The following is a 24,825-nucleotide window of genomic DNA, read 5'->3' as shown; positions in this document are numbered from 1 at the left end:
GGTCGACCCCGAGTCCCATTGAAACCGAGCTCCATCGAAACCGGGTCCGGTGAAACCGAATCCGCTGAAACCGGGTTCCGACGAATCCAGGAATCCAGGCGTTCAGCCCATCTTCGGAACGCCACCGAGGTTCACTTTGACCGTCTTCACCTGCGAGTAGTCCTCGAGCGCCTCCTCGGCGAGCTCTCGACCCGTGCCGCTCTCCTTGTAGCCGCCGTGGGGTGCCGGATCGAAGAGGTCGTTGTAGGTGTTGATCCAGACCGTCCCGGCCTCGAGTTCGGCCGCGAACTCGTGGGCCGCGCCGAGGTCCGTGGTCCAGACGCCCGCGGCGAGCCCGTACGACGTGTCGTTGGCCCGCTGGAGAACGTCGTCGCGGTCGCTCCACTCGAAGACGGAAAGCACGGGACCGAACACTTCCTCGCAGCCGACGCGGTCGTCGTCGCCCACGTCGGTGAGCACCGTCGGCTGGACGAACGGGGCACCCTCGAGGTCGTCGTCGACCGCGGCGTTTTCGCCACCGATGCGCAGCGTCGCGCCCTCGGCGACGGCGTCGTCGACGTACTCGCGAACCGACGACTGGTGGGTGTGATCGATCATCGGCCCGACGTCGGTCGTCGGCGCGAGGGGGTCGCCGACGCCGAGGTTGTCGATGGCGCTCTCGAGCAGGTCCAGGAACTCCTCGCGGATCTCCCTGTGAAGGTACAGCCGTGACCCCGCCGTACACTGCTGTCCCGAGTTGAAGAAGATGCTCACGATCGTCCCCAGGATCGCCTGCTCGAGGTCGGCGTCCGGAAAGACGATGTTCGGACTCTTCCCGCCGAGTTCGAGCGACGTCGGCGTGATCGTCTGCGCGGCGCTCTCGAGAGTGGCAACGCCTGACGCGTGCGAGCCGGTCAAACTCAGTTTGTCGACGTCGTCGTGAGCGGTCATCGCCGCGCCGACGTCCTCGCCGAGGCCGGTGACGACGTTGACCGTTCCCGGCGGGAGGACGCGATCGCAGACCCGCGCGACCTCGAGCGACGAGAGCGTGGCTCGTTCGGACGGTTTGAGGACGACCGCGTTGCCGGTCGCCAGCGCCGGGCCGAGCTTCCACGCGACGAACATCGCGGGGAAGTTCCACGCGGAAATCGCGCCGACGACGCCGTACGGTTCGCGGCGCGTGAAGACGTGTTTCTCGTCGCCCGTCGGCACGACCCGGCCCTCATCGGTCGACCGCGCGAGCGCGGCGAAGTGGCGGAACTGCTCGATCAGCACCTCGCAGTCGACGAACAGCGCGTGGAGGTTCGGCTTCCCCGCCTCGAGGCTGTCGAGTTTCGCGATCGCCGTCTTGCGATCCTCGAGTCGGTCGGCGATCTCCGCGAGTCGGTCGGCGCGCTGTCTGGGGGAGAGCTGGCCCCAGCTTCCCTCGAACGTCGCCCGCGCGGCCTCGACGGCCCGATCGACATCCGCGGCGGAGCCGACCTGGACCGTCGCGAGCGCTTCGCCCGTGGTCGCGTCGATCGCCCGTCCCTCCTCGCCGTCGGCGGCGTCGACCCACTCGCCGTCGATCAGGTGGCCGTACCGGTCGCGCGAGAGAACCGTCTCCGCCGCCGAACGGTGGCGCTCGAGGACGGAGTCACCGACGTCGTACCGATCCCGATCGTAGTATCCGGTCTGCATCGCCGATCACCGCACCTCCGTCGCAGATCGATCGCGTCGCGCTCTCGTCTCGAGCGAGCCATTGCCCCGTCGCGTTCGCCCCGTCGCCTGTGAGGAAACACCACGCATGATCTCTAGCGGAGCCATCGCTACCGAGACGCCTCAGCGTGACCCCTCGGAAACGCGGTTCTCTTTAAACGCCGCCGATGACCGGCGGCCTCGAGCGAAGACGCGGACCGATCGATACCGCGGCGGCCGATCGAAACCAAAGTTGGTATGTCCGCCTCGGCTCCACACCCTAGATAAGATGGTACAGACGAGCGTTATCGGTTGTGGCAACATGGGGAGCGCCCTGATCAAGGGGCTCTGGCGGGCCGGGAACCACACGGTGACCGCGTGCGATCTCGATCCCGACGCACTCGAGTCGGTCGCCGACTACGTCGATCGAACGACCTCGGACGTTTCGGAGGCGGCCGACGCCGACGTCGTGATCGTCGCGGTCAAACCGGACATCGTCGGCGCGGTTCTCGAGGAACTCGATCTCTCGCCCGAGCAGACGCTGATCTCGATCGCTGCGGGCGTCTCGACCGACTACGTCGAAGCGCGGACCGACGCGAACGTGGTTCGGATTATGCCGAATCTCGCGGCCGAGACGGGGGATATGGCGGCGGCCGTGACCGCCGAGGGCGTCACCGACGAGGTGCGGGAACTGTTGGACGATGTCGGCGAGTTCGCCGAAATCGACGAGGAGCGGATGGACATCGCGACCGCCGTCAACGGGAGCGGCCCGGCCTTCGTCTTCTATCTCATCCAGGCGATGGCGGACGCGGGCGTCGAGGGCGGCCTCGAGCCCGACGACGCCGAGACGCTGGCCGCCCAGACGTTCAAGGGGGCCGCCGAGACCGTCCTCCGGTCGGACCGGAGCGTCGAGGAACTGATCGACGCCGTCTGTTCGCCCAACGGGACGACGATCGAGGGAATGGAAGTCCTCTGGGACAGCGACGCCGACGCCGACGTTGCCGCAGCGGTGACGGCGGCCGAAGAACGCTCGGCGGAACTGGCGAGCGAATTCGCCAGTGAGGACGATGAGTAGCGAACTCGAGGAAGGGGCCGTCGCGGCGGCGCGACAGCTCGCGGCCGACGCGGACCGCGTGATCGTCAAGGCGGGGACGAACTCCCTGACCGACGCGGATTCCAATCTCGACGACGAGAAACTCGACAAGCTCGTCGACGACCTCGAGGACCTCCTCTCCCGTGACAAGGAGGTCATCCTCGTCTCGTCGGGCGCGATCGGGGCCGGTACGGGCCGGGTCGGGGCGTCGACCGGCACCGTCGAGGAGTCCCAGGCGCTGTCGACCGTCGGGCAGAGCCACCTCATGCACCGCTACACCGAGAGCTTCGCGCGCTACGACCGGAAGGTCGCCCAGCTACTGCTGACCCAGCACGACCTCGAGAACCCGGAGCGGTTCACGAACCTCCGGAACACGATCGAGACGCTGCTCGAGTGGGGCGTCGTTCCGATCATCAACGAGAACGACGCGGTCGCGACCGAGGAGATCCGGATCGGCGACAACGACATGCTCTCGTCGGCGACGACGATCGGCATCGATGCGGACCTGCTGGTCACGCTGACCGACGTCGGCGGCGTCTACACCGGCAACCCGAAGCGCGATCCCGACGCCGAACGCATCGAAGCGGTCGGCACCAACTACGACACGGTACAGGAGATCATTTCCGAGAGCACGTCCGACGGGTTCGGCGGCATCCAGACGAAAGTCGAGGGCGCGCGCGACGTCAGCGAGCACGGAATTCCGGCCGTCATCGCGAAGTCCACCGAGCCCGACGTCCTCGCAAAGATCGCTACTGCCAAGCCCGTGGGGACCCTATTCCTTCCCATCAACGGTGTGAGCGATGACTGAGACCGACATCGAACGAGACGTCGACGAGGCACAGACCGCGGCCCTCGAGCTCGCGAAACTGTCCGACGCGGAGCGGAGCGGGGCGCTTCACGAGATCGCCGACGCGATCGAAGCGCGAACCGACGAGATCCTCGCGGAAAACGAGCGAGACGTCGAGGAAGGTGAGCGGCTGCTCGAGGAGGGCGAGTACACGCAGGCGCTGGTCGATCGGCTGAAGCTCTCCGAGTCGAAGATCGAGAGCATCGCCGACATGGTCCGCAGCGTCGCCGGTCAGGACGACCCCCTCGGGAAGACCCTCGCCGCGCGGGAACTCGACGAGGACCTCGAGCTGTACAAGGTCGCGGTCCCGATCGGCGTCGTCGGTACGGTGTTCGAGTCCCGACCCGACGCGCTCGTCCAGATCGCCGCGCTCGCACTCAGATCGGGGAACGCGGTCATTCTGAAGGGCGGAAGCGAGGCCCTGCACTCGAATCGAACCCTCTTCGAGATCATCGAAGCGGCCGCGGCGTCGGCGGACGCCGACATCCCCGACGGCTGGGCGCAGCACGTCGAGGCCCGCGAGGACGTCGACGCCCTGCTCGAGATGGACGACGCGATCGACCTCCTCATGCCCCGGGGAAGCTCCGAATTCGTGAGCTACATCCAGGACAACACGAGCATCCCCGTGCTGGGCCACACGGAGGGGATCTGCCACGTCTACGTCGACGACGGGGCCGACCTCTCGATGGCCGAAGACATCGCCTACGACGCGAAGGTCCAGTACCCGGCCGTGTGCAACGCCGTCGAGACGCTGCTGGTCCACGAGGATATCGCCGCGGCGTTCCTGCCGGCGATCGCGGACCGCTACGAAACCGCCGACGTCGAGATTCGCGGCGACGAGGCCGCCCGCGAGATCGTCGACGTCGAGGCCGCGACCGACGCCGACTGGGACACCGAGTACGGCGACCTGATCGTCTCGATCCGGGTCGTCGACTCGCTCGAGGCCGCGATCGATCACGTCACCACCCACGGCTCGAAACACACCGAGTCGATCGTGACCGAGGACGAAGAGCGCGCGAGCACCTTCATGCGGAGTCTCGACTCCGCGAGCGTCTTCCACAACGCCTCGACCCGCTTCGCCGACGGCTACCGGTTCGGTCTCGGTGCCGAAGTCGGCATCAGCACGGGCAAGATCCACGCCCGCGGCCCCGTCGGCCTCGAGGGACTGACCACCTACAAGTACCACCTCGAGGGCGACGGCCAACTCGTCGCCACCTACGCCGGCGAGGACGCGAAACCGTTCACGCACCGGGAGTTCGACGGCGAGTGGTCTCCCGGCCGCCTCTCCGACGAATAGCTCAGTCCTTCCGCGCCTACCCACGCGTGGGCGCGGATCGATACCCGCCTTCCGCCTTCTCTGCGCTGCCTTCCGTCTTCTCTGCGAGTCCGAATAGGACGGCCCACTCGAGCAGCCGTTCGACCCGTTCGAGCTGCGTTCCCTCGGTGGGGTTCGAGCGCCGACCGCGTTCGCCGGACTGTCGTCGCGCTTCGCGGAGCGCCGCGACACCTTCGGCTGCAGTCAGTGAGCCGTCGGCTCGCTCGAGCGCTGAAAGCACTGCGTCGGCTCCGTCCACCCGCTCTCGAAACGCCCGACGGAGCCGGTCGCGCTCGAGCGCTGATGGGATGTCCGAATCGGGCTCGCCACTCGAGCCCGGATCACGGCGGCGAAAGCCCGCCGGCTCCTCGGTCGCGAGCTCGAGCGCTCGCAGGAAGGTGAGCCACGTCGCCGCCTCGTCGCGGGTCTCGAGGGGCGTCTCGTCGACGAGGAGTCGACAGCAGTCGTCGGCGTCGCCGGCGGCCGCGGGGAGGGCGCGGCGGACCGTCTCGACCGCGGCGAGATCCGCGGGCGGTTCGGGGACCGGCTTGAACCGCACGGTTACAGGTCGAAGGAGTCGACGAGGATCTCCTCGTCCGTTTCGCCGTGGACGTACGTCGGCCCGCCGATCACGTCGATCGTCACCGCCGCGGGCGCGAAGAGATCCGACGGCACCTCCGAGAAGTCCCACTCGAGGTCGTCGAAGACCTCGCCGAGCGGCCGGCCGTGATCCTCGGCTGCGCTCGAGGGCACCGAGTCGAAGATATCTGCGTCCTCACGGACCGTGAGGTGTGCACGTCCGCCGTAGGCGATCGCGTCGTTCGTCCGCGCGATGGCCGTCCGCTCGTCGCCAGCGACGGGTGCGACCGGTGCGCGCCCCGTCGCAGAGACGATGTCGAGGGGATCGTATCCGAGTTCCGAGAGCCGGAAGGTCGCGAGTTCGGCCGCGCGGGCGGCGTTCGTAATGCTCCCCACGAGGCTCGCGGTCGGATAGGCCAGCAGGAACACGCTGCTCGTCTCGACCTCGGCGCGCTCGGCGACGTGCTCGGCCACGGACTCGGTCGGATCAGTATCCGTCTCGATGGCCAGCGCTGTCAGGTCGAAGGCGTCGGTGTAGCCGATGCGGCGGAACTCCTCTTCTTCGGCTACCAGCGCTCGAGCGGGACCGCTACCGAGGCCCTCGAAGTCCTCGGTCAGCACCTCCCAGCCCGCCTTCTGAGAACACAGCAGCGAGAGCGCCGGCTGATCCGTCGATAGCTCGACGAAGGGAATCGACGCGCCGCCGAGTTCGCCGAGTTCGTAGCTCGGCGTCGCCATCCCAGCCGTCTGAATTTCGGTCAACAGGAGCCCGGCCTCGATACCGCCGTCGAACTCGAGGCCGAAGTCGAGTACCGTCGATTCGTTCTCGAGGTCGTAACCCCCGATATTCAACTCCTCGGCGTAGTCGAGGGCCTCGTCGACCAGCTCGATCGCCATTCGATTGAGACTTTCCATGCAATCGAATTCAGCCCCCGTGGTAAAACCGTTTGTCCGTTCGTGTCTGACCGCCGTCTGACAGGTGCCGCGATCACTCTCGCCTTGTCTCGACGGTCTCTCGTACTCTCAAGCGGTGTCCGCGGCGGGCAGTGGAGCCGATCCGCGACCGTTATTCCTCGCGATTTCGGGCGGGCCGTCCGAGCTGTTCTTCGACGGCCGAGACCTTTTCTGCGGCATCGATGTCTCGCGTCCGTTTGTCGTCGATTTTCAGGACCGTGCTCACGCGGTCGGCGTCGACGGCGTCGTGCGCCGCCTGCGCAGCCGCGAAGAGTTCGTCCGTCGTCTCGGCTTCGATCACCGTTCCCATCGGGTTCGTCTCGTAGGTGACGTCGTACTCCTCGAGGGCGTCGACGGCCTTCGCGACCTCGTCGGCCATGCTGTCCTCGATTACCGGTGCGACGCTCAGTAGTGCGACTACCGTCATATGGACCACTGATACCGGGCGGAACCTAAATACCGCGTCCGACGGATCGTCTCACCGGGTTGCCGTCAACTGCTCGTGAGCGTCAAACGGATGCGGTGCTCACGGTCAGTCGGCAGTGTGAGCGTGGAAAAACGACCAGTGGGACCGGGGCCGGGATCGGGATTGGGGCAGTGACCGCCGGCGTTCAGTTCGTGGTCGGCGTCCGGGGCGTCTCCGCGGGTGGGTAGATGATGACATCGCCGTTCGCGTAGACGTATACCTCGTGCTCGAGGGCGGTGAACGCGACGTGGCCGCCCGCGCGATCGGAGCCGTCCGCCTTCTGGCTGAAGATGCGGTCGAGCGCGTCCGGGTCGACGCTATCGTACAGGGAGAACTCCCCCTGCGAGACGTCGGTGTCCGCGATCGATGCGAGCGCGTGGACGATCGTCGTGGTGATGGTGGCGGTGCCGTCGACGTCGTGGTGGAAGACGTAGCGATCGTTTGGCTGGTCGTACTGGAGGTCGTCCGTGCCGTCTGCGGGTGAGAGTTCAGTCTGCATATCTATATCTGATCGTTCAATCGTGTATTAGACTGTAGCTACTCATAGTATAAAAGCCACTCGTCGCCGACAATAGTACGTATATGTGAGATACCGTTCTCTGTTAGTATAATACGTCAACTACCACTGCCAGCAGCCGATTGCGCGCTGCATCGCCAGCGTCACGGCGATGACACTCGCGACAATACGAGCTTTTACGACGACAACCGGTTATTTCCGGTCGAACCCCCACTCGATTCTCGTCGCGACGATCGCGTACCCCCGAGCTCCGCGTGACGGGCTGCTTCGTCGCACTTGCCAGTGAACGGGGCCGTTCGGCGTGGCTTCGATAGTCGACTCCTACCGACGAAATTCGTATGTACTGGACCGGTCGCTCCAACCCGTTATGAGGGAGGGGAGATTCTCGAGGCCGATTCGGGCGACGATGGCGACTGGCCGATCTGCGAATCGCTTGCCACGGCCGCCCGCGGGCTTATCCACACACGCGCCCAATCCGACGTATGGCAACCGACTCAACCAACGATTTCAGTTCGGAACTCGAGGAACTTCGCGAGGACCTCCCCGCTGCCGTCGACGAGGCGGCGATCAAACGCATGCGCGTCGTCGCGCACGCTCTCGACGAGGGGGTTCGGGTTCCAGGGACGGACTTCAAAGTCGGACTCGATCCGATCGTCGGGATCCTTCCGGGAGCCGGCGACGCCGCGGCCGCGGGCGTCTCGTTGTACCTCGTCGCCGAAGCCGCCCGCATGGGCGTCTCCCAGTCGACGCTGCTTCGCATGCTCGCGAACGTCGGCGTCGACGCCGTCATCGGCTCCGTCCCCGTTCTCGGCGTCATTTTCGACGCCTTCTGGAAGGCCAACAAGTGGAACCTGAAACTGGCCCTCGAGGATCTGGCGGAGAAGGACGGCCAATCCGACGGCGGACCGGAAGTCGTGACTATCGAGTAGCGCAGTCGCTCGAGGTCGTTGCGTCCGATCGTCGTCTCGTTTTGGCTGTGATCTCGAGGTCACACTCGCTGAACGTTGATTCCAATATGCGATGGCTCAGTGAAATCGACAGCAAATGACGTGTTCGGAGTCTGTGCTGGCTGGAATTTGGACAACGTAAAGACGGTCCTGCTCGCTCGCAGGCTGCGACTTCTCTCGTTCAAATTTAGGACGGTGTTTCGATGAACAGACTCCTCGCTCCGCTCGTCGCCACTAATAGAATATTAGTGGAGGAAGCGCTATTTTCCCAGTTCTAACCTTACCCTCGCCTCGTCTGCCCGTCTTCAAAGTCCTTCGTTAGCCGAATGATATTGATTTCTTCCAAACTTATTTTTCGTCTGGGTTATGTTTTCCTGTATGGGAGTTGTACGGCGCGAAGGGCGTTGGCGATTAGAAAAACAGGATACTGGCTTCTACGAAGTCACACACGAAAAGAGGACAGAGGCGACAATCACCACGCCAGAGTACGATCCCGGTATGTTCGACGATCGATTCGTTGCCGGTGTTCCGATCTATGAGGCTGATTCAGCAGCCGAAGCTCGGTCAGTTTTCGAAGATATCGTCGAAAGTAATTCAGCATCGATCCTCCCGAGTTCCGGACTGTCTGATACTGGGACCGAACTCGGCTATCCGTCTGGTTCGTCCGGTGAAGTGCAGTCTGACGGGGATGGAAACCTGCCGCCTGGTGGGATAGCACTCGTGATGTTAGTTGCTGGCGGTTTGTTTCTGTTCTCCTCATCGTTCGAGTTCGGAACGCCAGTTTTCTACGTCAGCACGGCGCTGCTCCTTGGTAGCCTCATAATCTTTGGCTGGGCGATTGCGCTGTACAAACGGGATGGAGCCGCGGAAGCCTGGTCTTTTCTCACCACAGTAGACACTAATGATGAATCCGATTCTAAATCGAATACTGGCGATAACGGCGAGGGTACTGTCGAGCGAACACCACCAGCACCACAATCCTTGAAAGACGATTTGTATTTCGATCGTGCGAACCAGCATTGTGAATGGTGTAATAACCGGACGGATCACCCAGAGGTCCATCACATTGAGCCTCGGAGTGAAGGCGGTCCAAATGACTCTTCTAACCTAATCGTTCTCTGCCCGGACTGCCATCGGAAAGCCGATAGCGGTGCGATTTCACGGAATAAGCTGCGCGCTAAGGTTCGACGACAGACCGAAGCGGCGATGTAGAATCGTCGTTGGAGGTAGAATACGTTTCAACTGCCTGGAATCTGAACAACGCGAAGACGGTCCTGCTCGCTAACTTCGTTCGCTCGCAGGCTGCGACTTCTCTCGTTCAAATCCAGGACGATTTCTCTGAACACGAATACTCGCGTTGCTACGCAACGCTCGCGATGTTGTGTTTAGAGAAATGCGCTGGCTGGGATTTGAACCCAGGTTGTGACCATGGCAAGGTCACGTGATACCACTACACTACCAGCGCCCTGCTGCACTCATATCTACTGCCGGACGGATGTATAAGGGTTGCGAATCGACCCGCCTTCGGCATGCCGCAGCATGCCGATTCTCGAGTAATCGTACTGCCAATTTCCGCACATACCCGGCAGTATTCTCCGGGCTTGCTCGCATGTCGGATATAACTGGTTACCGAAGACAAATGTGTGTCCGTTCAGCACGAATTCGGGGGTGTGAGGCGTTCACAGCCGGAATCGAATCCGCTATTCTTTTAAGACCCTCTCCGCAATACATCGCTACAGTCTAGTGACGCGGCGCCGAAGCGTTTCGGTATGACTGTCAGCGTACTCGTGCCGTCGTCAATCAGCCGGGAAGCCGAGGACAAACGCGAGGCAACTCGCAAACTTGGATACGTCGCCCGCGCGGCGACGATCTTCCGGGCCGATCGCCTGGTCGTCTATCCCGATCGGGATGGGGAAACCGGGCGATTTGACGGCGGATTCGTCAGCATCGTGTTGCGGTACGCCGCAACGCCCCCGTACCTCCGCAACGAGGCGTGGGGGATGCGGGACGAACTGAAGTACGCGGGCATCTTACCGCCGCTCCGCGCCATGTCACAGACCGGCTCCGAATCTACCGGTTCGGGGTCGTCAAGACAAGGAATCGTGACCGAGGTCGGACCTGAAGGGCGCGTCCGGGTCAATTGCGGACTGCAACACCCGATCTCCCTCAACGTACCGCCGAACATGGCGGTTGAAGAGGGGGAGCGCGTGACCGTCAGGATCTCTTCGCGACGACCGGTCCGGGCGAAGCTCGTCGACGATCCCCTTCCGGGGCTTTCGATCGAGCAGACGGACCTGCGGGCAGCACTCGGCCGTGAGGACGCCGGCGTTCGTATCGCGGCCTCCCGATTCGGTGAAGAACTCACCGTCGGGCGGCTCGAGACGCTGGCCGGACGCGTTCAGCGCGACGGGATGACCGTCGCCTTCGGCGCGCCCGAGAGAGGGCTGCCGGCGATCCTCGAAATCGAGGAATCCGCCGTCGGCGCTGCACAGGACGCAGCCGTCGGCGGGGATAACGGAGTCGAACCCACTGCCGATCCGGGGTTCGACCTCTGGCTAAATACGGTTCCGGATCAGGGAAGCGAGGTCGTGCGAACGGAAGAGGCTCTGTTCGCCACCCTCGCTCCCCTCTCACTGAGAGAGTGATAGAATGCCACAAGCAAATACACCACGCAAAGGCTCACTCGGGTTCGGCCCACGACAGCGTGCGACCAGCGAGGTCCCACGCTTCAACTCGTGGCCGGACACTGACGGACAGCCGACGCTCCAGGGTTTCGCGGGCTACAAGGCCGGCATGACCCACGTCGTCATGGTCGACGATACAGCGAACTCGCCGACCGAAGGGATGGAAGAGACCGTCCCAGTGACGATCGTGGAGACGCCGCCGATGCGCGCCGTCGCTCTGCGAGCATACGAAGACACGCCGTACGGTATGAAGCCGATAACCGAGGTCTGGACCGACGAGTTCGTTCCCGAACTCGATCGCGTTCTCGACCTTCCCGGTGACGATAACGACACCGGCGCGACCACGGACGAACTCCGTTCCCTCCACGAGGAGGGTCGCGTCGATGACGTTCGCGTCATCACCCACACGGTACCGGGGGAGCTGCCCTCGATGCCGAAGAAGAAACCGGACGTGATGGAAACGCGCGTCGGCGGCGGCTCCGTCGACGATCGCGTCGAGTTCGCCCTCGAGACCATCGAGAACGGCGGCGAACACGTCATGAACGACGTGTTCCGCGCCGGCGAGTACGTCGACGCGAGCGGCGTCACGAAAGGGAAAGGGACGCAGGGTCCCGTCAAGCGATGGGGCGTCCAGAAACGAAAGGGCAAGCACGCCCGGCAGGGATGGCGCCGTCGCATCGGTAACCTCGGCCCCTGGAATCCGTCCCGCGTTCGGTCGACGGTTCCCCAGCAGGGCCAGACCGGCTACCACCAGCGGACGGAACTGAACAAGCGCCTCGTCGACATCGGCGACGGCGCAGACGCGACGGTCGACGGCGGCTTCGTCAACTACGGCGAAGTCGACGGACCGCACGCGCTGATCAAGGGCTCGCTCCCCGGGCCGCAACAGCGTCTCGTACGCTTCCGCCCGGCGATCCGACCCGGAGACCAGCCGCGCCTCGATCCCGAGGTGCGCTACGTCTCCACCGCATCCAACCAGGGATAACACATGGACGCAACAGTACGAAACCTGGACGGCGACGACGCGGACACGGTCGAGCTCCCGGCGGTCTTCGAGACCACGTACCGCCCGGACTTGATCGGCCGAGCCGTGCGCGCCGCGCAGGCAAACCGAAAACAGGACTACGGTGCCGACGAGTTCGCCGGCCTTCGAACGCCGGCCGAATCGTTCGGTAGCGGCCGCGGGATGGCCCACGTTCCACGACAGGAGGGTCGCGCACGCCGCGTTCCCCAGGCCGTCAAGGGACGCAAGGCCCACCCGCCGAAAGCCGAGAAGGACCAGTCCGAATCGATCAACACGAAAGCAAAGAAACTGGCCGTCCGCAGCGCGATCGCTGCGACGACCGACGCCGAACTCGTCGCCGAACGCGGCCACGAGTTCGACGAAGACGCCGAGCTCCCCGTCGTCGTCGACGACGAGTTCGAGGACCTCCAGAAGACGCGCGAGGTCGTCGACTTCCTCGAGGCAGCGGGTCTCGCGGACGACATCCAACGAGCCGACGAGGGTCGAAGCGTTCGCTCCGGTCAAGGGAAAGCCCGCGGCCGGAAGTACAAGACGCCGACGTCGATCCTCTTCGTCACATCCAGCGAGACCGGCCCGTCGCGAGCGGCCCGGAATCTCGCCGGTGCAGACGTGACGACGGCTGCGGAGGTCAACGCGGAGGATCTCGCCCCCGGTGCACAGCCGGGACGACTCACCGTCTGGACCGAGAGCGCACTCGAGGAGGTGGCCGACCGATGAGCTCGGCCATCGAACACCCGCTCGTCACGGAGAAGGCGATGAACGACATGGACTTCGAGAACAAGCTCCAGTTCGTCGTCAACCCGGACGCGACCAAGCCCGAGATTCGGGACGAGGTCGAAGAGCGATTCGAGATCTCGGTCGAGAACGTCAACACGCAGGTAACGATGAAGGGTAAAAAGAAAGCGATCGTCCGCCTCTCCGAGGAGGACGACGCACAGGAAGTCGCTTCGCGAATCGGGGTGTTCTGAGAATGGGACGACGCATTCAAGGACAACGACGCGGTCGCGGGACCTCCACGTTCCGCGCCCCGTCGCACCGATACAAGGCGGACCTCGAGCACAAGAAAGAGGAAGACGACGATGTCGTCCGCGGGACGGTCGTCGACATCGAACACGACCCGGCTCGGTCCGCACCGATCGCGGCCGTCGAGTTCGACGATGGCGATCAGCGCCTCATCCTCGCACCCGAAGGCATCACCGTGGGCGAGGAGCTCGCGGTCGGTGTCACGGCGGAGATCAAGCCCGGCAACACGCTCCCGCTCGCGGAGATTCCCGAAGGAGTGCCGGTCTGTAACGTCGAAGCGAACCCGGGCGATGGCGGACGATTCGCTCGCGCCTCGGGGACCAACGCCGACCTGATCACCCACGACCGCAACGCGGCGGTCATTCAGCTTCCCAGCGGCGAGGTCAAGCGCCTCGATCCGCAGTGTCGCGCCACCATCGGCGTCGTCGCCGGCGGCGGCCGCACGGAGAAGCCCTTCGTCAAGGCCGGCAACAAGTATCACAAGATGAAGTCCCGGGGCACCAAGTGGCCTCGCGTCCGCGGTGTCGCGATGAACGCCGTCGACCACCCGTTCGGTGGCGGCGGCCGACAGCACCCCGGCAAACCCAAGTCCGTCTCGCGGGACGCCCCGCCGGGACGGAAGGTCGGTGACATCGCGTCCCGGAGCACCGGTCGAGGTGGAAAGCAATGAGTCAGGAGTACCGAACCGGCCGCGAAGGTGACTTTACCTACCGTGGTCACACGCTCGAGGAGCTGCAGTCGATGGAGCTCGACGAGGTTGTGGAACTGTTACCCGCACGACAGCGGCGAAGTATCGAACGCGGCCTCTCCGTCGAGAAGGAGAAGCTCCGAGAGGAGGCCAGCGACAAGGGCGAAGAAGAAACGGCGAACGCCCCGATCCGAACGCACCTGCGGGATATGCCGATCCTGCCGGAGTTCGTCGGACTGACCTTCGAGGTCTACACCGGACAGTCGTTCGAGCGCGTTCGCGTCGAACCCGAAATGATCGGCCACTACCTCGGCGAGTTCCAGCTGACGCGGACCTCCGTCGAGCACGGTCAGGCCGGTATCGGCGCGACCCGATCGTCCAAGTTCGTCCCACTGAAGTGATCCACGCATGGGAATCAACTACTCAGTCGACGCGGATCCCGACGCCACGGCGAAAGCCATGCTTCGGGAGCGTCATATGAGCAACAAGCACAGCAAGGAGGTCGCACGCCAACTCAAGGGCCAGACCGTCGGCGAGGCTCGAGCGTACCTTCAGGACGTAATCGACAAGAAGCAGTCGGTGCCGTTCAAGTCCCACAATACCGGCGCGGGTCACCGCTCCGATATCGACGGCTGGGACGCCGGCAAGTACCCCGAGAAGGTCTCCAAGGAGTTCCTCGATCTGCTCGAGAACGTCGAAGCAAATGCAGATCATCAGGGCTTCGACGGCGAGTCGATGGAGATCGCCCACGTCGCCGCCCACAAGGTCGGCGAGTCCGTGGGCCGCAAGCCCCGCGCGATGGGGCGTGCCTCGGCCTGGAACACGCCACAGGTCGACGTCGAGATCGTCGTCGAAGAAGTCGAAGACGAGGAGGACGATAACTAATGGCTGACGAACACCAATTCATCGAAAACGGCCTGCAGCGGTCCCAGATCGACGAGTTCTTCCAGGAAGAGCTCGGCCGCGCGGGCTACGGTGGTATGGACGTCGCCAAGACGCCGATGGGAACCCAGATCGTCCTCAAGGCCGAGAAGCCCGGGATGGTCATCGGCAAAGGCGGCGAGAACATCCGGAAGGTCACGACGGCCCTCGAGGAGCGGTTCAACCTCGAGGACCCCCAGATCGACGTGCAGGAGGTCGACGAACCCGACCTCAACGCACGGATCGTCGCGGACCGACTGGCCAACGCACTCGAGCGCGGCTGGTACTTCCGAAAGGCCGGTCACACGACGATCGACCGGATCATGGACGCCGGCGCGCTCGGCGCGGAGATCGTCCTGTCGGGGAAGGTCACCGGCGCGCGATCGCGCGTCGAGAAGTTCAACCGCGGCTACATCAAGCACAACGGCGAGCCCGCCGAGACGGTCGTCGACCACGGTCAGGGCGTCGCGGTCATGAAACTCGGCACCATCGGTGTCGACGTCAAGATCATCCCGCCGGGAGCCGAGCTCCCCGACGACTTCCAGGTCAGCGAGGACATGGATCCGGAAGAGGTCGTTCCGGACGCCGTCGAAGTCAACGCGGAAGGCGGCGTCGAGGAACTCCTCGAGGGCGAACCCGAGGCCGCCGAAGGCGATGCCGAGGCTGCGGCTGACGAAGCCGTCGAAACCGACGAAGCCGACCTCGACGAAGACGTCGTCGAGGAAGTCATCGAAGCGGAGGTCGAGGCCGACGCCGACGAGGAGTTCGACGAGGTCGAAGTCCCCGACGACGAAGACGTCGACGAAGAGCTCGAGGAGCTCGAGGAAGACGTCGAAGCGGAAGCCGAAGAGCTCGTCGAAGAGATGGACGAGGAGGCGGAAAGCGCCTCCGAAGACGAGGAGACGGACGAGGCAGCTGCAGACGCGGACGAAGCCGAGACGGACGAAGCGGACCCAGACGAGGGAGGTGACGCCTGATGGCGATCCTCCACGTCGAAGAGATCCGCGACATGACTCCCGCCGAGCGGGAGGAAGAACTCGAGGAACTCGAGACGGAACTGCTGAACCAGAAGTCCGTCCTCGCCGCCGGTGGTGCCCCGGAGAATCCGGGTCGCATCGGCGAACTCAGTCGCACCGTCGCGCGGATCAAGACGATCCAGCGGGAAGAAGGCGATCTCGAGGACGAAGCGGAAGCAACCGCGGAATAACGACACACCAATGGCACTGACACCCGAGACCCTGCCGCGACACGAACTCAACGGGCTCCCCGTGCGAGTCGTCGAGAGCGACGACTCCTCGCGGGTCGGCCTCGAGGGACGGATCGTCATCGAGACGACCAAAACCCTCTCGATAGAAGTTCGCGACGACGGCGAGTCCCGGGTCGTCATGGTGCCGAAGTCGGGCTCGACGTTCGAGTTCGCGATCACAGATGAAGCCGCCGACTCCGCGAAGGAGTCGGGGACTGCGTCCAAACTGGCCGACACTGAACCCGCCGGGGGATCCGAGGAACGATCCTCACCCGCTGCGGACTGCGCTGGCGAGGATGTAGCCTACGTTACGGTCGATGGATCGCGGTTGCTCTCACGACCCGCCCGACGCACGGAAACGAATGGTGACTCACCATGGCAATAGGACTAGACGTTGAAACCCCTCCGGAACCGAACAATCCGGAGGAATACGACTACGAGAAGTGTCCGTTCTACGGCGACCTCTCCGTTCGAGGACAGATCCTCGAGGGGACGGTCGTCTCCACGGACATGGACAAGACCGTAGTCGTCGAGCGAGAGTACGATGTGGCGGTCCCGAAGTACGACCGACACATGAAACGACGCTCGCGCATCCCGGCACACGTACCGGGCGTGCTCGAGCCGCTCTCGGTCGGTGACACGGTCAAGATCGCAGAGACCCGACCACTGTCGAAGACGAAATCGCACGTGGTCGTCGAAGTAACCCAAGAAGCGACCGCGGAGGACCTCGCCGAACTCACGAGCCAGGCCGAGCCTGAGCCGCAGCTTTCGGACGAGGACTTCGCGACCGACGAAGACGAGGGTGATGAGTGATGGAGGCGATGAAAGCCGACGTCACGCAGGGCCTCAAGAAGGGATCCCTGGTCACGTGTGCCGACAACACCGGCGCACGTGAGCTGAAGATCATCAGCGTCGCGGGCTACCACGGCACCAAGAACCGCCAGCCGAAGGCGGGGATCGGTGACAAAGTGACCGTCTCGGTCACCAAGGGTACCCCGGAGATGCGCCGACAGGTTCTCGAGGCCGTCGTCGTTCGCCAGCGGAAGTCGATCCGCCGGCCGGACGGCACGCGGCTCAAGTTCGAGGACAACGCGGCGGTCATTATCGACGAGAACGAGGAGCCCCGCGGCACGGAGATCAAGGGGCCCATCGCCCGCGAAGTCGCGGAACGCTTCGGAGCAATCGCCAGTACGGCGACGATGATCGTATAGATATGACCACGCAACCACACAAACAGCGAACGCAGACGAGAAACGCGCCGCTGCACGAGCGAGGAAAGCAGCTGCACGCGACGCTGTCCGACGACCTCCGCGAGGAGTACGACACCCGTCGAACCCGCGTCAACGCGGGCGACACGGTCGAGGTCATGCGCGGCGACCACGCCGGCGAGGAGGGCGAGGTCATGCGCGCGATCCTCGAGGATGGAACCATCCACGTCGAGGACGTGACGGTCGAGACGGCCGACGGCGAAGAAGTGCCGCGGCCGCTGGACCCGTCGAACGTCCGTCTCACGGAGCTCGACCTCGAGGACGAGCGTCGCGAGGCGCGTCTCGAAGGTGATACCGAATGACGAAACACCAGAAGCGACTGTCGGTTCCGAAGTCCTGGCCGGTCGAGAGAAAGACCGAGACCTTCACGGTAAAGGCCGGTGCCGGCCCGCACGGCGAGGACGGCGTACCGCTCGTCGTCCTCCTGCGGGACGTGCTCGGCTACGTGGACTCGCGCAAGGAAGCGCGCTACGCACTCTCGGAGGATTCGATCCTCATTAACGGGAACGCGATCAACGACGAACAGCGCCCGATCGGCATGTTCGACATCGTCGCCTTCCCCGCTCTCGAGGAGTACTACCGCGTCTTCCCCGACGAGGGTGGTCGGCTCGCGCTGACCGCAATCGACGAGGACGCAGCGGGGAGCCGCCTCGGCAAGATCGAGGGCAAACAGCAAGTTCCGGGCGGCGACACGCAGTTGACGCTCCACGACGGAACGAACGTCCTCACCGATTCCGACGAGTACCGGCCGAAGGACTCGATCGTCATCGACAACGACGACAAATCCGTCGTCGCACACTTCCCGTACGAGGAAGGTGCGCTCGTGACGGCCGTCCGTGGCAACCACGGCGGCAAAGTCGGCGAGATCGACGCGATCGACATCACGCCGGGCAGCGGATCGAACAACGTCGGCGTCTCGATGGACGACGGCGGCTTCGAAACCGTCGAAGAGTACGTCGTCGTTATCGACGAGAACTTCACCGGTGACGAAGACGACGAGCCCGTAAACACAGGTGATGACGAATGAGCGAAGCCGACAACGCTGACTTCCACGAAATGCGCGAGCCCCGCGTCGAGAAAGTCGTCGTCCACATGGGCGTCGGCCAGGGCGGTCGCGAACTCGGCAAGGCCGAGGACATCATCGAGGAGGTCACGAGTCAGGAGAGCGTCCGCACGCAGGCCAAGCGGACCGAACCCGACTTCGGCATCCGTCAGGGCGATCCGATCGGCGCGAAGGTGACCCTTCGCGACGAGGACGCCTACGAGTTCCTCGAGACGGCGCTTCCCCTGGCGAACATCTCGTCGTCGCAGTTCGACGACACGGGGAACTTCAGCTTCGGTGTCGCGGAACACACCGACTTCCCCAGCCAGGAGTACGACCCGAACGTCGGGATCTACGGGCTGGACGTCACCGTCAACCTGGTACGTCCGGGCTACCGCATCGCCAAGCGCGACAAGGCCACCCGATCGATCCCCTCGAGCCACCGACTGACCCCCGAGGACGCGATTCGCTTCCTCGAGGCGAACTTCGACGTGACCGTAGAGGGCACAGACGATGAGTGAAAGCGAAACAGAAAACGACCGCACGGGCGAGCACGCAGCAAAGCGGACGGGACAGATTGAGTCCTGTCAGCGCTGTGGCCGCGAGCAGGGGCTTGTCGGGAAGTACGACATCAACCTCTGCCGGCAGTGCTTCCGCGAGATCGCCCGCGACATGGGATTCAGGAAGTATCGATAACATGACCGGAAACGATCCACTCAGTAACGCGCTCTCGGGACTCGATAACGCCGAGAGTGTGGGTCATCTCACCCACGAGGTAACGCCCGCCTCGAACGAAATCGGCAGCGTACTCGAGGTCTTCTACGACCGCGGGTACATCGACGGCTTCGAGTACGTCGACGACGGTAAAGCCGGTCAGTTCGAGGTCGAATTGAAAGGAGCGATCAACCAGTGCGGCCCCATCAAGCCCCGCTACGCCGTCGGCTCCGAGGACTTCGAGAAGTGGGAGAAGCGCTATCTCCCCGCTCGAGACTTCGGTGCGCTCGTCGTCACGACGAGCAGCGGCATCATGAGCCACTACGAGGCTCGCGAGCAGGGTATTGGGGGCCAGGTGATCGCATACGTCTACTGACCATGCGAGTAGAACTGGAAATCCCCGAGAACGTAACCGTCGAGGTCGATCGGTTCGACGTGACCGTCGAAGGGCCGGAAGGCAGCGTTGCACGCCGCCTCTGGTACCCCGACGTGACCGTCGAGACCGACGACGATCAGGTGGTCATCGAAAGCGGTGCCGAGGACGCGAAGACGAATTCGACCGTCGGCACCTTCGAGAGCCACATCCGAAACGCATTCCACGGCGTGACCACGGGCTGGGAGTACGAGATGGAAGTCTTCTACTCTCACTTCCCGATGCAGGTCCGCGTGGAAGGCGAGGAGGTCGTCATCGAGAACTTCCTCGGCGAAAAGGCACCGCGACGAACGACTATCCACGGTGAGACTGACGTTGCCGTCGACGACGAGCAACTCGTCCTGTCCGGCCCCGACAAGGAGGACGTCGGACAGACGGCGGCCGACATCGAGCAACTGACGAAGGTCAGCGGCAAGGACACCCGCGTCTTCCAGGACGGGGTCTACATCACCACCAAACCCGCCAAAGGAGGCGTCTAAAAGATGGCAGACGATCAATCGAACGACGAGCAAGCCTCGGACGACGCCCGGACTCTCGAGGACATCAGCGGCGTCGGCGCGAGCAAAGCGGACGCGCTGCGCGATGCCGGTTTCGAGTCCATCGAGGACATCAAGGAAGCCGACCAGGACGACCTGGCCGATGCCGACGGCGTCGGGAACGCGCTCGCGGCTCGTATCAAGGCTGACGTCGGCGACCTCGAGGTCACCGACGAGACCGAAGCCGAGATCGAGGACGAGAGCGCCGAGGAAGAAGAACCCGACGAAGATGTCGAGACGGAACTGCAGCCCCGCGGGCTGACCGAGAAGACGCCCGACCTCTCCGAGAACGAGGAGCGACTCCTCAACCGCCGACGGAGCGAGGGGAAGCCGCAGTTCAACCGTCAGGACTACCACAAGAAAAAGCGGACGCCGGAATCCTGGCGACGACCCCGCGGCCAGCTGTCCAAGCAGCGCCGCGGTGTCAAGGGCAAGGGCCCGAAAGTCGAAGCCGGCTACCGCACGCCGAAAGCCGTCCGGGGGAAACACCCCAGCGGCTTTGAGGAAGTCTACGTCGAGAATCTCGACGATCTCGCGGGCGTCGACGGCGACAGCGAGGCGGTCCGGATCGCCTCGGCGGTCGGCGCGCGAAAGCGCGAGCGGATCGAAGAGGAAGCCGAAGACCAGGGCGTTCGCGTCCTGAACCCGACCTACGAGGAAGTCGAGGTGGAATCAGATGACTGATCTGAGCGCACAGAAGCGACTGGCGGCCGACGTCATGGACGTCGGCAAGAACCGCGTCTGGTTCGACCCGGATGCGCAGGGAGACATCGCCGAAGCGATTACTCGCGACGAGATCCGTGAACTCGTCGACGAGGGTCGCATTCAGGCCGACGAACCCTCCGGCAACTCTCGCGGTCGCGCCCGCGAGCGCAACGCGAAACGCGCCTACGGCCACCAGAACGGCCAGGGCAAGCGCCGCGGCAAGAAGGGCGCACGCCAGAACGAGAAAGAAGAATGGCAGAAGAAGATTCGCGCACAGCGCCGGAAGCTACGCGACCTCCGCGACAAGGGCGAACTGACGCCCACGCAGTACCGCACGCTCTACAAGAAGGCGGGCGGCGGGGAGTTCCGTAGCGTCCAGTACCTGTTGAACTATATCGACGAAAACTACGGTAACCAATAATGGCGACAGGACCACGATACAAAGTGCCGATGCGGCGTCGCCGTGAGGTCCGGACGGACTACCACCAGAGGTTGCGCCTGCTGAAATCGGGAAAGCCCCGCCTCGTTGCTCGCAAGAGTAACAAGCACACTACGGCGCAGCTGATTACTCCCGGACCTCAGGGAGACGAGACGCTTGCAAGCGCGCACTCGAGCGATCTGGCGGAGTACGGCTGGGACGCCCCCACGAGCAACATTTCCGCGGCGTATCTGACCGGCCTCCTGGCCGGCAAACGAGCCGTCGACGCCGGTCTCGAGGAAGCGGTCCTCGACATCGGCCTCAACACGGCCACGCCCGGCAACAAGGTGTTCGCGGTACAGGAGGGCGCGATCGATGCCGGCCTCGAGATCCCGCACAACGACAGTGTACTCGCTGACTGGTCGCGTACGCGCGGCGAGCACATCGCCGAGTACGCCGAACAGCTCGACGAGCCGCTGTACAGCGGCGAGTTCGACGCAACGGATCTCCCCGAACACTTCGACGAGGTACGAGAGGCGATTCTCGAATGAGTAACTACAACGATAGCGGATGGGAACCCGTCACCCGTCTCGGCCGGAAGGTCCAGGAGGGCGAAATCGAGGATATGGAGACCGCCCTCAACTCGGGCCTCCCGCTAAAGGAACCCGAAATCATCGACCAGCTCCTTCCCGGACTGGAAGACGAAGTACTGGACATCAACATGGTCCAGCGGATGACCGACTCCGGACGACGCGTGAAGTTCCGCTGCGTCGTCGCCGTCGGCGACCGCAACGGCTTCGTCGGCTACGCCGAGGGTCGAGACGACCAGGTCGGCTCCGCCATCCAGAAGGCGATCGGTATCGCGAAGCTGAACATGATCCAGGTGCCCCGCGGTTCGGGTTCCTGGGAGGACCGCTCGGATCGGCCCCACTCGCTGACGCGGAAGACGACCGGCAAGGCCGGCTCCGTCGTCGTCGAGGTCATTCCGGCCCCCGAAGGGCTCGGACTGGCCGCTAGCGACACGGTCCGTCACGTCCTCGAACTGGCCGGCATCGAGAACGCCTGGACCAAGAGCCACGGCAACACTCGAACGACGGTCAACCTCGCGAAAGCGACGTACAACGCGCTCGAGAACGCCTCCCAGTCGCGACAGCCGCGACAGCGAGGCGGCCGGGACGAAGCCGAGGTGGCTGACCAATGAAAGCGATCGTCCAGATCCGTGGCGAAGTGAATCGACAGGAAGACGTCCAGGACACCCTGTCGATGCTCAACATCCACAACGTCAACCACTGCACGCTCGTTCCCGAAACCGACCCCTACGAGGGGATGATCGCGAAGGTCAACGACTACGTCGCCGTCGGAGAGCCCGACGCGGACGTGATCGAGACCCTGCTCGCGAAGCGAGCGGAGCCCCTCGAGGGCAAGCAGGCGGACGTCGACGAGGAGTGGCTGGCCGACAACACCGAGTACGACACCTTCGGTGAACTGGCCGACGCGCTGCTCGACGAGGAGACGACGCTTCGTGACGAGGGACTGTCACCGACGCTTCGACTCCACCCGCCGCGGGGGGGTCACGACGGTATCAAAAAGCCGACCGTCGAGGGCGGCCAACTCGGAAAGCATACAACAGGGGAGATTAACGACCTCCTAGAATCGATGCGATAACCATGACGAGCAAAAAACGACGCCAGCGCGGATCGCGGACCCACAGCGGCGGTTCCCACAAGAATCGACGCGGTGCGGGCCATCGCGGTGGCCGCGGCCGTGCCGGGCGCAGCAAACACGAGTTCCACAACTACGAACCGAAGGGTAAACACGGCTTCAAGCGACCCCACGACATCCGCGAGACGGTCGCGGAGATCGACGTCCAGAAGTTAGACGAGGACGCGATCCTCTACGTCGCGGAGGACCTCGCCGAGGAGACCGACGACGGCTACGAAATCGACGCACGCGATGTCGTCGAGGACGGCCACGAGGTCGACGTCGTCAAGGTCCTCGGATCGGGACAGGTCCGCAATCAGCTGACGGTCACTGCGGACGCTTTCTCCGACACGGCCGAGGAGAAACTCGAGGCCGGCGGCGGTGAAGCGGTCCTCTCCGAGCGCGGCGAGGAGCGAGCGGCCGAGAACGAGGACGACGAAGCCGACGCTGAACAGGACGAGGAATAACTATGGGATGGAAGGAAGCCGCTGAACCGGTCCTGACGAGGATGCCAACAGTGCGCCGTCCGGAGGGGCACGTCCCCTTCAAGCGGAAGCTGATGTGGACGGTCGGTATCCTCATGTTGTACTTCTTCCTGACGAACATCTCGCTGCTCGGGTTCCAGTCCGGCGGGGCGGACGACCTCTTCGGACAGTTCCGTGCGATCCTCGCCGGGGCGCACGGATCGGTGCTCCAGGTCGGTATCGGTCCGATCGTCACCGCGAGCATCGTCCTGCAGTTGCTCGGCGGTGCGAATCTGCTCGGGCTCGATACGGACGATCCCCGTGACCAGGTCCTCTATCAGGGCCTCCAGAAGGTACTGGTCGTCATGATGGTCATCCTGACCGGGCTCCCGATGGTGTTCGCCGGCGGCTTCCTGCCAGCAGTGCCCCAGCTCCAGCTCGGCGGGCTCACCCTCGATCAGACGCAGGTACAGATGCTGATGTTCGCCCAGATTGTCGTCGGCGGTATCCTCATCCTCTACATGGACGAGGTCGTCAGCAAGTGGGGCGTCGGCAGCGGGATCGGCCTGTTCATCATCGCCGGCGTGAGCCAGCGACTGGTCACCGGGCTCATCAACCCGGTTCAGGGCGGGTTCTTCTTCGACTGGTACCGCATCCTGACCGGACAGGTCGAGGTGGGGTCGCTCGTCTCCGGCGCCGGTCTGCAGACGCTGTTGCTCGGTGACGGGCACATCATCGCCCTGTTCACGACGGTGCTCATCTTCGGGATCGTCGTCTACGCGGAGTCGGTCCGCGTCGAAATCCCGCTGAGCCACGCTCGAGTCAAGGGCGCTCGCGGTCGCTTCCCCGTGAAGCTCATCTACGCGAGCGTCCTGCCGATGATCCTCGTTCGCGCAGTGCAGGCGAACGTCCAGTTCATGGGGCAGATCCTCAACCGCCAGTGGGCCGGGATGCCCGCTTGGCTTGGTAGCTACTCGCAGGGCCAACCCGACGGTGGATTCTTCTACTACGTCTCTCCGATCTACTCGCCCCAGGACTGGATGTGGTTCACGGCGAACGTCGGCCAGGAATGGTGGCAAGTGATGATCCGGATCGGCATCGACGTCACCTTCATGGTCGTCGGTGGCGCGATCTTCGCCATCTTCTGGGTCGAGACGACGGATATGGGCCCCGAATCGACGGCGAAGCAGATCCAGAACTCCGGGATGCAGATCCCCGGCTTCCGACAGAACGTCGGCGTCATCGAGAAGGTCATGGAGCGGTACATTCCGCAGGTGACCGTCATCGGCGGTGCGCTGGTCGGCCTGCTGGCCGTCTGGGCCAACATGCTCGGCACCATCGGCGGTGTGAGCGGAACCGGACTGCTGCTGGCGGTCTCCATCACGTACAAGCTGTACGAGGAGATCGCCGAGGAGCAGATGATGGAGATGCATCCGATGATGCGCGAGATGTTCGGCGGCGGCGACTAACGCCCATCTCGTCTCTCTTTCAGTTCTCCAGCCCGTGAGCGGTTGCACAACAGCACCAGTCGGTACGGAACTGTGGGCTGTCGCCAGCCGGTGAGAGACCTAACCCGCTGCACAA

At 64.0% G+C, this 24,825-nt stretch carries 35 protein-coding genes and 1 tRNA gene; 30 read left to right on the top strand and 6 right to left on the bottom strand.

The annotated features are described in order from the left end of the window. Positions 1-102 precede the first annotated feature (102 nt). Complete coding sequence (locus LDH74_RS12570) at positions 103-1,659, bottom strand: aldehyde dehydrogenase family protein (protein ID WP_226039064.1); 1,557 nt, start codon at positions 1,657-1,659, stop codon at positions 103-105. A 286-nt stretch (positions 1,660-1,945) separates the two neighbouring features. Between LDH74_RS12570 and proC the strand changes: the two genes are divergently transcribed. Genes proC through LDH74_RS12555 form a run of 3 tightly spaced genes read left to right on the top strand, consistent with a single transcriptional unit; the run spans position 1,946 to position 4,893 of the window. Beyond that, complete coding sequence (proC, locus tag LDH74_RS12565; RefSeq protein WP_226039063.1) at positions 1,946-2,731, top strand: pyrroline-5-carboxylate reductase; 786 nt, start codon at positions 1,946-1,948, stop codon at positions 2,729-2,731. Then, entirely contained in the window at positions 2,724-3,557 is an 834-nt protein-coding gene (gene proB / locus LDH74_RS12560) for a glutamate 5-kinase (RefSeq protein ID WP_226039062.1), read from the top strand. Before proC ends, proB begins: the two co-directional genes overlap by 8 nt. After that, on the top strand, positions 3,550-4,893 hold the full coding sequence (locus LDH74_RS12555) for a glutamate-5-semialdehyde dehydrogenase (protein WP_226039061.1): 1,344 nt from the start codon (positions 3,550-3,552) through the stop codon (positions 4,891-4,893). Before proB ends, LDH74_RS12555 begins: the two co-directional genes overlap by 8 nt. A gap of 16 nt (positions 4,894-4,909) precedes the next feature. Here the strand turns inward: LDH74_RS12555 and LDH74_RS12550 are convergent, their stop codons facing one another. The 4 genes from LDH74_RS12550 to LDH74_RS12535 all read right to left on the bottom strand — a co-directional run bounded on the left by LDH74_RS12550 (position 4,910) and on the right by LDH74_RS12535 (position 7,409). Next, positions 4,910-5,470, bottom strand: a complete 561-nt coding sequence (locus LDH74_RS12550) for a hypothetical protein (protein WP_226039060.1) — start codon at positions 5,468-5,470, stop codon at positions 4,910-4,912. A gap of 2 nt (positions 5,471-5,472) precedes the next feature. Then, positions 5,473-6,405 carry a methenyltetrahydromethanopterin cyclohydrolase gene (gene mch / locus LDH74_RS12545; protein WP_226039059.1) on the bottom strand — a complete coding sequence of 311 codons (933 nt, stop codon included), beginning with the start codon at positions 6,403-6,405 and terminating at the stop codon, positions 5,473-5,475. 151 nt (positions 6,406-6,556) lie between these two features. After that, a complete protein-coding gene (locus LDH74_RS12540) occupies positions 6,557-6,871 on the bottom strand; it encodes an MTH1187 family thiamine-binding protein (RefSeq protein WP_226039058.1) in 315 nt (104 codons plus the stop codon). Between the two features lie 184 nt (positions 6,872-7,055). Further along, the gene (locus LDH74_RS12535) at positions 7,056-7,409 is read right to left on the bottom strand and encodes a HalOD1 output domain-containing protein (RefSeq protein ID WP_098725819.1); all 354 of its coding nucleotides are present in this window, start codon (positions 7,407-7,409) and stop codon (positions 7,056-7,058) included. 500 nt (positions 7,410-7,909) lie between these two features. On the opposite strand from LDH74_RS12535, the gene LDH74_RS12530 reads away from it, so the two are divergent. Then, the gene (locus tag LDH74_RS12530) at positions 7,910-8,356 is read left to right on the top strand and encodes a DUF4112 domain-containing protein (RefSeq protein WP_226039057.1); all 447 of its coding nucleotides are present in this window, start codon (positions 7,910-7,912) and stop codon (positions 8,354-8,356) included. 396 nt (positions 8,357-8,752) lie between these two features. After that, the gene (locus LDH74_RS12525; RefSeq protein WP_226039056.1) at positions 8,753-9,586 is read left to right on the top strand and encodes an HNH endonuclease signature motif containing protein; all 834 of its coding nucleotides are present in this window, start codon (positions 8,753-8,755) and stop codon (positions 9,584-9,586) included. A gap of 182 nt (positions 9,587-9,768) precedes the next feature. Here the strand turns inward: LDH74_RS12525 and LDH74_RS12520 are convergent. Continuing rightward, positions 9,769-9,839 (bottom strand) — tRNA-Gly (locus LDH74_RS12520). A 304-nt stretch (positions 9,840-10,143) separates the two neighbouring features. On the opposite strand from LDH74_RS12520, the gene LDH74_RS12515 reads away from it, so the two are divergent. From LDH74_RS12515 to secY, 25 genes are read left to right on the top strand one after another with little or no spacing between them, the layout of a single operon-like run. Continuing rightward, entirely contained in the window at positions 10,144-11,019 is an 876-nt protein-coding gene (locus LDH74_RS12515; RefSeq protein ID WP_226039055.1) for an RNA methyltransferase, read from the top strand. 4 nt (positions 11,020-11,023) lie between these two features. After that, positions 11,024-12,043 (top strand): 50S ribosomal protein L3, encoded by a 1,020-nt coding sequence (locus LDH74_RS12510; protein WP_226039054.1) that lies wholly within the window; start codon positions 11,024-11,026, stop codon positions 12,041-12,043. A 3-nt stretch (positions 12,044-12,046) separates the two neighbouring features. After that, positions 12,047-12,799: a 50S ribosomal protein L4 gene (gene rpl4p / locus LDH74_RS12505; RefSeq protein WP_226039053.1), complete on the top strand. Its 753-nt coding sequence runs from the start codon at positions 12,047-12,049 to the stop codon at positions 12,797-12,799. Further along, complete coding sequence (locus tag LDH74_RS12500; protein ID WP_180842253.1) at positions 12,796-13,050, top strand: 50S ribosomal protein L23; 255 nt, start codon at positions 12,796-12,798, stop codon at positions 13,048-13,050. Before rpl4p ends, LDH74_RS12500 begins: the two co-directional genes overlap by 4 nt. A 2-nt stretch (positions 13,051-13,052) precedes the next feature. Next, positions 13,053-13,775: a 50S ribosomal protein L2 gene (locus LDH74_RS12495; RefSeq protein ID WP_226039052.1), complete on the top strand. Its 723-nt coding sequence runs from the start codon at positions 13,053-13,055 to the stop codon at positions 13,773-13,775. Beyond that, a complete protein-coding gene (locus LDH74_RS12490) occupies positions 13,772-14,194 on the top strand; it encodes a 30S ribosomal protein S19 (RefSeq protein ID WP_226039051.1) in 423 nt (140 codons plus the stop codon). The genes LDH74_RS12495 and LDH74_RS12490 overlap by 4 nt, the downstream gene beginning before the upstream one ends. Positions 14,195-14,201: 7 nt before the next feature. Further along, positions 14,202-14,678 (top strand): 50S ribosomal protein L22, encoded by a 477-nt coding sequence (locus LDH74_RS12485; RefSeq protein ID WP_226039050.1) that lies wholly within the window; start codon positions 14,202-14,204, stop codon positions 14,676-14,678. Beyond that, on the top strand, positions 14,678-15,691 hold the full coding sequence (locus LDH74_RS12480; protein ID WP_226039049.1) for a 30S ribosomal protein S3: 1,014 nt from the start codon (positions 14,678-14,680) through the stop codon (positions 15,689-15,691). The genes LDH74_RS12485 and LDH74_RS12480 overlap by 1 nt, the downstream gene beginning before the upstream one ends. Further along, complete coding sequence (gene rpmC / locus LDH74_RS12475) at positions 15,691-15,921, top strand: 50S ribosomal protein L29 (protein WP_226039048.1); 231 nt, start codon at positions 15,691-15,693, stop codon at positions 15,919-15,921. Before LDH74_RS12480 ends, rpmC begins: the two co-directional genes overlap by 1 nt. A gap of 10 nt (positions 15,922-15,931) precedes the next feature. Continuing rightward, on the top strand, positions 15,932-16,345 hold the full coding sequence (locus LDH74_RS12470; RefSeq protein ID WP_226039047.1) for a ribonuclease P protein component 1: 414 nt from the start codon (positions 15,932-15,934) through the stop codon (positions 16,343-16,345). Beyond that, positions 16,336-16,773, top strand: a complete 438-nt coding sequence (locus tag LDH74_RS12465; protein ID WP_226039046.1) for a 30S ribosomal protein S17 — start codon at positions 16,336-16,338, stop codon at positions 16,771-16,773. Before LDH74_RS12470 ends, LDH74_RS12465 begins: the two co-directional genes overlap by 10 nt. Continuing rightward, the gene (locus tag LDH74_RS12460) at positions 16,773-17,171 is read left to right on the top strand and encodes a 50S ribosomal protein L14 (protein WP_207288781.1); all 399 of its coding nucleotides are present in this window, start codon (positions 16,773-16,775) and stop codon (positions 17,169-17,171) included. The genes LDH74_RS12465 and LDH74_RS12460 overlap by 1 nt, the downstream gene beginning before the upstream one ends. Before the next feature lie 2 nt (positions 17,172-17,173). Next, positions 17,174-17,530 carry a 50S ribosomal protein L24 gene (gene rplX, locus LDH74_RS12455; protein ID WP_226039045.1) on the top strand — a complete coding sequence of 119 codons (357 nt, stop codon included), beginning with the start codon at positions 17,174-17,176 and terminating at the stop codon, positions 17,528-17,530. Beyond that, on the top strand, positions 17,527-18,255 hold the full coding sequence (locus tag LDH74_RS12450) for a 30S ribosomal protein S4e (RefSeq protein WP_226039044.1): 729 nt from the start codon (positions 17,527-17,529) through the stop codon (positions 18,253-18,255). The genes rplX and LDH74_RS12450 overlap by 4 nt, the downstream gene beginning before the upstream one ends. Beyond that, entirely contained in the window at positions 18,252-18,791 is a 540-nt protein-coding gene (locus tag LDH74_RS12445; protein ID WP_226039043.1) for a 50S ribosomal protein L5, read from the top strand. Before LDH74_RS12450 ends, LDH74_RS12445 begins: the two co-directional genes overlap by 4 nt. Next, on the top strand, positions 18,784-18,966 hold the full coding sequence (locus LDH74_RS12440) for a 30S ribosomal protein S14 (protein ID WP_098725837.1): 183 nt from the start codon (positions 18,784-18,786) through the stop codon (positions 18,964-18,966). The genes LDH74_RS12445 and LDH74_RS12440 overlap by 8 nt, the downstream gene beginning before the upstream one ends. A gap of 1 nt (position 18,967) precedes the next feature. Further along, a complete protein-coding gene (locus tag LDH74_RS12435) occupies positions 18,968-19,360 on the top strand; it encodes a 30S ribosomal protein S8 (RefSeq protein ID WP_098725838.1) in 393 nt (130 codons plus the stop codon). Between the two features lie 2 nt (positions 19,361-19,362). Further along, the gene (locus tag LDH74_RS12430; RefSeq protein ID WP_226039042.1) at positions 19,363-19,896 is read left to right on the top strand and encodes a 50S ribosomal protein L6; all 534 of its coding nucleotides are present in this window, start codon (positions 19,363-19,365) and stop codon (positions 19,894-19,896) included. A gap of 3 nt (positions 19,897-19,899) precedes the next feature. Further along, complete coding sequence (locus LDH74_RS12425) at positions 19,900-20,637, top strand: 50S ribosomal protein L32e (RefSeq protein WP_226039041.1); 738 nt, start codon at positions 19,900-19,902, stop codon at positions 20,635-20,637. Then, positions 20,630-21,079 carry a 50S ribosomal protein L19e gene (locus LDH74_RS12420; protein WP_226039040.1) on the top strand — a complete coding sequence of 150 codons (450 nt, stop codon included), beginning with the start codon at positions 20,630-20,632 and terminating at the stop codon, positions 21,077-21,079. Before LDH74_RS12425 ends, LDH74_RS12420 begins: the two co-directional genes overlap by 8 nt. Further along, entirely contained in the window at positions 21,079-21,627 is a 549-nt protein-coding gene (locus LDH74_RS12415) for a 50S ribosomal protein L18 (RefSeq protein WP_226039039.1), read from the top strand. The genes LDH74_RS12420 and LDH74_RS12415 overlap by 1 nt, the downstream gene beginning before the upstream one ends. Next, positions 21,624-22,277 carry a 30S ribosomal protein S5 gene (locus LDH74_RS12410; RefSeq protein WP_226039038.1) on the top strand — a complete coding sequence of 218 codons (654 nt, stop codon included), beginning with the start codon at positions 21,624-21,626 and terminating at the stop codon, positions 22,275-22,277. Before LDH74_RS12415 ends, LDH74_RS12410 begins: the two co-directional genes overlap by 4 nt. Next, positions 22,274-22,741, top strand: coding sequence for a 50S ribosomal protein L30 (locus LDH74_RS12405; protein WP_226039037.1), 468 nt, complete (start codon positions 22,274-22,276; stop codon positions 22,739-22,741). The genes LDH74_RS12410 and LDH74_RS12405 overlap by 4 nt, the downstream gene beginning before the upstream one ends. A gap of 2 nt (positions 22,742-22,743) precedes the next feature. Next, the gene (locus LDH74_RS12400) at positions 22,744-23,244 is read left to right on the top strand and encodes an uL15m family ribosomal protein (protein ID WP_226039036.1); all 501 of its coding nucleotides are present in this window, start codon (positions 22,744-22,746) and stop codon (positions 23,242-23,244) included. Between the two features lie 2 nt (positions 23,245-23,246). After that, positions 23,247-24,710: a preprotein translocase subunit SecY gene (gene secY / locus LDH74_RS12395; RefSeq protein WP_226039035.1), complete on the top strand. Its 1,464-nt coding sequence runs from the start codon at positions 23,247-23,249 to the stop codon at positions 24,708-24,710. The last annotated feature ends 115 nt before the right edge of the window (positions 24,711-24,825 follow it).

It is taken from the genome of Natrinema sp. DC36, from assembly GCF_020405225.1.
Classification (GTDB): Archaea; Halobacteriota; Halobacteria; order Halobacteriales; family Natrialbaceae; genus Natrinema.
Note: the sequence above shows the minus strand (reverse complement) of the source record. Positions and strands in the feature narration are given on the sequence as shown.

Coding starts and splice junctions, on each gene's coding strand:
- LDH74_RS12570 (WP_226039064.1), bottom strand. CDS start 1,659: ATGCAGACCGGATACTACGATCGGGATCGGTACGACGTCGGTGACTCC.
- proC (WP_226039063.1), top strand. CDS start 1,946: ATGGTACAGACGAGCGTTATCGGTTGTGGCAACATGGGGAGCGCCCTG.
- proB (WP_226039062.1), top strand. CDS start 2,724: ATGAGTAGCGAACTCGAGGAAGGGGCCGTCGCGGCGGCGCGACAGCTC.
- LDH74_RS12555 (WP_226039061.1), top strand. CDS start 3,550: ATGACTGAGACCGACATCGAACGAGACGTCGACGAGGCACAGACCGCG.
- mch (WP_226039059.1), bottom strand. CDS start 6,405: ATGGAAAGTCTCAATCGAATGGCGATCGAGCTGGTCGACGAGGCCCTC.
- LDH74_RS12540 (WP_226039058.1), bottom strand. CDS start 6,871: ATGACGGTAGTCGCACTACTGAGCGTCGCACCGGTAATCGAGGACAGC.
- LDH74_RS12535 (WP_098725819.1), bottom strand. CDS start 7,409: ATGCAGACTGAACTCTCACCCGCAGACGGCACGGACGACCTCCAGTAC.
- LDH74_RS12530 (WP_226039057.1), top strand. CDS start 7,910: ATGGCAACCGACTCAACCAACGATTTCAGTTCGGAACTCGAGGAACTT.
- LDH74_RS12525 (WP_226039056.1), top strand. CDS start 8,753: ATGGGAGTTGTACGGCGCGAAGGGCGTTGGCGATTAGAAAAACAGGAT.
- LDH74_RS12515 (WP_226039055.1), top strand. CDS start 10,144: ATGACTGTCAGCGTACTCGTGCCGTCGTCAATCAGCCGGGAAGCCGAG.
- LDH74_RS12510 (WP_226039054.1), top strand. CDS start 11,024: ATGCCACAAGCAAATACACCACGCAAAGGCTCACTCGGGTTCGGCCCA.
- rpl4p (WP_226039053.1), top strand. CDS start 12,047: ATGGACGCAACAGTACGAAACCTGGACGGCGACGACGCGGACACGGTC.
- LDH74_RS12500 (WP_180842253.1), top strand. CDS start 12,796: ATGAGCTCGGCCATCGAACACCCGCTCGTCACGGAGAAGGCGATGAAC.
- LDH74_RS12495 (WP_226039052.1), top strand. CDS start 13,053: ATGGGACGACGCATTCAAGGACAACGACGCGGTCGCGGGACCTCCACG.
- LDH74_RS12490 (WP_226039051.1), top strand. CDS start 13,772: ATGAGTCAGGAGTACCGAACCGGCCGCGAAGGTGACTTTACCTACCGT.
- LDH74_RS12485 (WP_226039050.1), top strand. CDS start 14,202: ATGGGAATCAACTACTCAGTCGACGCGGATCCCGACGCCACGGCGAAA.
- LDH74_RS12480 (WP_226039049.1), top strand. CDS start 14,678: ATGGCTGACGAACACCAATTCATCGAAAACGGCCTGCAGCGGTCCCAG.
- rpmC (WP_226039048.1), top strand. CDS start 15,691: ATGGCGATCCTCCACGTCGAAGAGATCCGCGACATGACTCCCGCCGAG.
- LDH74_RS12470 (WP_226039047.1), top strand. CDS start 15,932: ATGGCACTGACACCCGAGACCCTGCCGCGACACGAACTCAACGGGCTC.
- LDH74_RS12465 (WP_226039046.1), top strand. CDS start 16,336: ATGGCAATAGGACTAGACGTTGAAACCCCTCCGGAACCGAACAATCCG.
- LDH74_RS12460 (WP_207288781.1), top strand. CDS start 16,773: ATGGAGGCGATGAAAGCCGACGTCACGCAGGGCCTCAAGAAGGGATCC.
- rplX (WP_226039045.1), top strand. CDS start 17,174: ATGACCACGCAACCACACAAACAGCGAACGCAGACGAGAAACGCGCCG.
- LDH74_RS12450 (WP_226039044.1), top strand. CDS start 17,527: ATGACGAAACACCAGAAGCGACTGTCGGTTCCGAAGTCCTGGCCGGTC.
- LDH74_RS12445 (WP_226039043.1), top strand. CDS start 18,252: ATGAGCGAAGCCGACAACGCTGACTTCCACGAAATGCGCGAGCCCCGC.
- LDH74_RS12440 (WP_098725837.1), top strand. CDS start 18,784: ATGAGTGAAAGCGAAACAGAAAACGACCGCACGGGCGAGCACGCAGCA.
- LDH74_RS12435 (WP_098725838.1), top strand. CDS start 18,968: ATGACCGGAAACGATCCACTCAGTAACGCGCTCTCGGGACTCGATAAC.
- LDH74_RS12430 (WP_226039042.1), top strand. CDS start 19,363: ATGCGAGTAGAACTGGAAATCCCCGAGAACGTAACCGTCGAGGTCGAT.
- LDH74_RS12425 (WP_226039041.1), top strand. CDS start 19,900: ATGGCAGACGATCAATCGAACGACGAGCAAGCCTCGGACGACGCCCGG.
- LDH74_RS12420 (WP_226039040.1), top strand. CDS start 20,630: ATGACTGATCTGAGCGCACAGAAGCGACTGGCGGCCGACGTCATGGAC.
- LDH74_RS12415 (WP_226039039.1), top strand. CDS start 21,079: ATGGCGACAGGACCACGATACAAAGTGCCGATGCGGCGTCGCCGTGAG.
- LDH74_RS12410 (WP_226039038.1), top strand. CDS start 21,624: ATGAGTAACTACAACGATAGCGGATGGGAACCCGTCACCCGTCTCGGC.
- LDH74_RS12405 (WP_226039037.1), top strand. CDS start 22,274: ATGAAAGCGATCGTCCAGATCCGTGGCGAAGTGAATCGACAGGAAGAC.
- LDH74_RS12400 (WP_226039036.1), top strand. CDS start 22,744: ATGACGAGCAAAAAACGACGCCAGCGCGGATCGCGGACCCACAGCGGC.
- secY (WP_226039035.1), top strand. CDS start 23,247: ATGGGATGGAAGGAAGCCGCTGAACCGGTCCTGACGAGGATGCCAACA.